Origin of the sequence: Streptomyces palmae (genome assembly GCF_004684805.1) — a bacterium.
Taxonomy (GTDB): domain Bacteria; phylum Actinomycetota; class Actinomycetes; order Streptomycetales; family Streptomycetaceae; genus Streptomyces; species Streptomyces palmae.
On record NZ_SRID01000520.1, the window covers coordinates 1 to 3730 of the forward strand.

The following is a 3730-nucleotide window of genomic DNA, read 5'->3' on the forward strand; positions in this document are numbered from 1 at the left end:
GGCCGGGGCTGGCCGGGGCTCGGGGCAGGCCGGAGGGTTGGTCAGCTCCCCCACATTCCGCGCTTGCGGTAGCTCGATTCCCAGAAGAGTCTGTTGAGGATCTTCACCGGAGCGGGCATGGTGTCCAAGAACGCCTTGCGTTCGGTGGCGTTCTGTCCGTCGGTGATCCAGGGGAAGTAGACGGCCGCGCCCTTGGGGCCCTGTTTGCGGGCCATGGCGCCGCGGAAGGCGTCCCAGTCCTTGGGGGTGAGTACGTCCTGGATGAGCGGCAGTGCCTCGTTCTCCTCGTGTGTCATGTGGTCACCCAGGACCTGTGCGAGTTCGGCGACGCGGGCGGGCAGGTCGGCGGCGCCCCGGGTCATTCCGTCGTCGACCGCGGCGAGGACCGGGCCGAGCTGGGCGTGCTCTGCTTCCATCTCGCGCAGGAGCTTTTGGTCGGCCGGTCGGCCGGCGACGGCGCGGGCGACCCGCGGCCACAGGTCGGAGTCCTCGACGGTGTGGTGCAGGTGCAGTTGGAAGGTGAAGTTCTCCCAGCCGTCCCGTACGTGCGGGGTTCCGGCGCGGCCGTCGGCCACCGCCGCGGCGAGTCGCTGAAGGTCGCGTCGGAAGGCGTCGTGCGTCGCGTACATGACGGCAAAGTTGATCGGGGCCTGCTGTGCGACTGCCATGGTGTGCTGTGCCTTTCGTGGGTGACCGGTCTCGGGCCGGTCGGCGGGTGGGTGTCGTGCTGTCGCGAGCGGGGGTTGGTCCCTTCCTGGCGAGCTCCCCACGCCTTGCGGCCCGGGTTGCCTCGCGAATGAGAGGGGTCGGCCATGGCTGGGTGTGACACGAAACCCATAGCTGCGAGATGGATCACATTTGTGGTGGGGATGTCACATTTCCCGCGGCTTCAGCCGTCTGGGGTCCGAGCTCATTGACAGGGGAGGCGCACGATGTCAGACAGTCCGGCGGGCGACTACACGGCAAGCTCCGTCGAAGCCTCGACGGAGGTCTTCGTCGGGTACCGCGAGTTACTCTTCTCGATCGTCTACAACCTGCTGGGCACGGTCGCCGACACCGAGGACGTCCTGCAGGAGACCTGGTTGTCGTGGTCGGCGAAGAAGAGCCGCTCCCCGCACCAGGAGATCGACAACCCGCGGGCCTACCTGGTGCGGATCGCGGTCAACCACGCCCTGGGCCGCAAGGCCGCGATCAAGCGGCGCCGTGAGACCTACGTGGGACCCTGGCTGCCGGAACCGCTGGTCGGCCGTGTCGCCGACGAGCAGCCGACCGCCGACGCCGCCCACCGGGCGCTGCAGGGCGAGTCGGTGTCCATGGCGCTGATGGTGGTGCTGGAGACCCTCTCCCCGCTGGAGCGGGCGGTGTTCGTCCTGCACGAGGTGTTCGGCTACGAGCACGCCGAGATCGCGGGCATCTTGGACCGCACCTCCTCCTCGGTGCGCCAGCTCGCCCACCGGGCCCGCGCCCACGTACAGGCGCGCCGCCCCCGCTACCAGGCCGATCCGCAGGTGCAGCAGCAGGTCACCGAGCGGTTCATCGACGCCGCTCTCGGTGGCGACCTGGATGCCCTGATGCAGATGCTGGCGCCCGATGTGACCATGTGGACCGACGGCGGCGGCAAGGTCCGCACCGCGGGCCTGCGTCCGGTCATCGGCCGGGAGAAGGTGTGCCGGCTGCTGGCGGGCTACGCCGGGCGGGCGCCCCAGGACATCGACATCCACTACCGGCACGTCAACGGCGATCCGTCGGCGGTGGTGTTCTCCGAGGACTCGCCGTACGCGGTCCTGGTGATGGATCTGCAGCCCGAGACAGACCAGGTGCGGGGCATCTACGCGGTGATCAACCCGGACAAGCTGTCCAGTGTGCGGCCTGGTGGTGAGGAGGACTGACCTGGGGCGGGCCTCAGCTCGTGCTGTGGCCGTGGCCGGCGGCCGCCTCGGCGACGTCGGGGCGGACGCCCGCCGCCCCGGTGCCGCCGGGGTGGGCGTCCTCGGTCGCCACCAGGGTCTGTCCGGTGCGGTCCTGGAGCAGCAGATTGAGGACGGGCGCCGCGATGCCGGTGGTGACCAGCGCCATGAGCACCATCGCGGAGAACAGCTGCACCGTCAGCAGGCCCAGGCTCAACCCGACGTTCAGCAGGACCAGTTCGGTCAGTCCGCGGGTGTTCATCAGTACGCCGAGCACGGTGGCGTCCTTCCAGCCCATGCCGGTCAGGCGTGCGGACAGGGCGACGCCGCCGAGCTTGCCCAGGCAGGCCACCACGATGATGGCGCCGGTCTGCGCGACGCCGCCGGCGGTGAGCGTGGTGAGGTCCACGGACAGGCCGGTGACCACGAAGAAGACCGGCAGCAGCAGTTTGCCGGCCGCCTCCAGGGGCGGCAGGGCCACCCGGTGCAGCAGGCTGTCGCGGCGCCTGGGCATCACCAGGCCGAACATGAACGCCCCGAAGATGGCGTGGATGCCGATGTGGGAGGTGACGAACGCGGACGCGAACGCGCCCGCGGCGGTGAACACGGCGACGTACGGCGTGTGGGCGACCTTCAACCGGCCGCTGATCGCGGCGAGCACGGGGCGCACCAGCCACAGCATGGCGGCGAGGTAGACCGCCGACCAGGCCATGACGGTCAGAAACCCGGCGGTGCCGGAGGCGGTGGTCAAGGCGACCACGACGGCCAGCATGCACCAGGCGAGCAGGTCGTCGGCGGCCGCCAGGCCCAGGGCCAGGGTGCCGGTCCGGGTCGACTGCAGGTTCTGTTCGGTGATGATCCGGGCCAGGACCGGGAAGGCGGTGATCGACATGGCGACGCCGAGGTAGAGGGCGAACTCGGTGAACGGCACGGTGCGGCCGTTGACGACGTCGTGCGAACCGTAGATCAACCAGGCGAGCCCGATGCCGAGGGCCATGGGCAGTGCCAACGAGCTGATCCAGATGGTGCCGGTGGAGCGGAAGCGGCCCTTGAGGGCGCCGCTGTCGAACTCCCAGCCGATGATGAACATGAACAGGAGCAGGCCCACCTGGGAGACGACGCCCAGGTGCGGGCGTATCTCGGCGGGAAAGAGCCGCTGGGGCCAGTCGCCCGGCAGCAGGCCGAGCAGGCTCGGTCCCAGGCAGATACCGATGGCGATCTCGCCGATGACGGCGGGTTGTTTGACGCGGCGGCACAGCGCGGTGACGACCGCCGTCAGGGCGAGGATCAGGGCTATGCCGCCGATCGCCGTGACGGTGATCCACTCGGAGTGGGGCACAGCAGTCTCCAGTCAGCGGGCGCGGTCATGGCCGAACCGGCTCGGTCGCCGGTGTCTCGACGGGGCGCAGTTCGATGAAGTCGAATGCCTTGAACCGGCGCAGCAGGGGCCTGAGCGGGGCGGGTACCACGGTCTGCTGCGGGTCGGTGAACACGTGGGGTTGGTGCAGGCGGATGTGGCGGCCTCGGGTGTGCAGTTCGCAGCCGCCGGCGGCGATGGTGTTGCGTACCCAGTCGGACTGGGGGCCGTAGGGCAGTGACATGACGTAGTGGGGGCCGCGTTTGAACACCTTGACCGGGGTGCGGTAGGCGCGCCCGGACTTGCGGCCTCGGTGGATGATGGCGCCGAACCCGGGCATCCGGGTCAGGACGGGGCCGACGACGCGGTTGGCGAAGGTGCGGTTGAAGCGGGCCAGACGCCTTTGGACGGCGGACATCCATGGACTCCTTCGGGCCGGTCTGGACGTGGGACGTGGGAGGGATGG

Annotated in this window: 4 protein-coding genes; 1 reads left to right on the forward strand and 3 read right to left on the reverse strand. The window is 69.8% G+C overall.

The features are described from left to right. Positions 1-41: 41 nt before the first annotated feature. Positions 42-668 carry a hemerythrin domain-containing protein gene (locus tag E4099_RS30275; RefSeq protein ID WP_135342305.1) on the reverse strand — a complete coding sequence of 209 codons (627 nt, stop codon included), beginning with the start codon at positions 666-668 and terminating at the stop codon, positions 42-44. 264 nt (positions 669-932) lie between these two features. On the opposite strand from E4099_RS30275, the gene sigJ reads away from it, so the two are divergent. After that, on the forward strand, positions 933-1889 hold the full coding sequence (sigJ, locus tag E4099_RS30280; protein ID WP_135342306.1) for an RNA polymerase sigma factor SigJ: 957 nt from the start codon (positions 933-935) through the stop codon (positions 1887-1889). A gap of 13 nt (positions 1890-1902) precedes the next feature. On the opposite strand, the gene E4099_RS30285 is transcribed toward sigJ, so the two are convergent. Next, entirely contained in the window at positions 1903-3246 is a 1344-nt protein-coding gene (locus E4099_RS30285) for a cation:proton antiporter (RefSeq protein ID WP_245245315.1), read from the reverse strand. 25 nt (positions 3247-3271) lie between these two features. Next, positions 3272-3682: a PNPOx family protein gene (locus tag E4099_RS30290; RefSeq protein ID WP_135342308.1), complete on the reverse strand. Its 411-nt coding sequence runs from the start codon at positions 3680-3682 to the stop codon at positions 3272-3274. Positions 3683-3730 lie beyond the last annotated feature (48 nt).

Bases quoted from the DNA above. Each gene is read 5' to 3' on its own strand.
- E4099_RS30290 (WP_135342308.1), bottom strand. From the start codon at position 3,682: ATGTCCGCCGTCCAAAGGCGTCTGGCCCGCTTCAACCGCACCTTCGCC.
- sigJ (WP_135342306.1), top strand. From the start codon at position 933: ATGTCAGACAGTCCGGCGGGCGACTACACGGCAAGCTCCGTCGAAGCC.
- E4099_RS30275 (WP_135342305.1), bottom strand. From the start codon at position 668: ATGGCAGTCGCACAGCAGGCCCCGATCAACTTTGCCGTCATGTACGCG.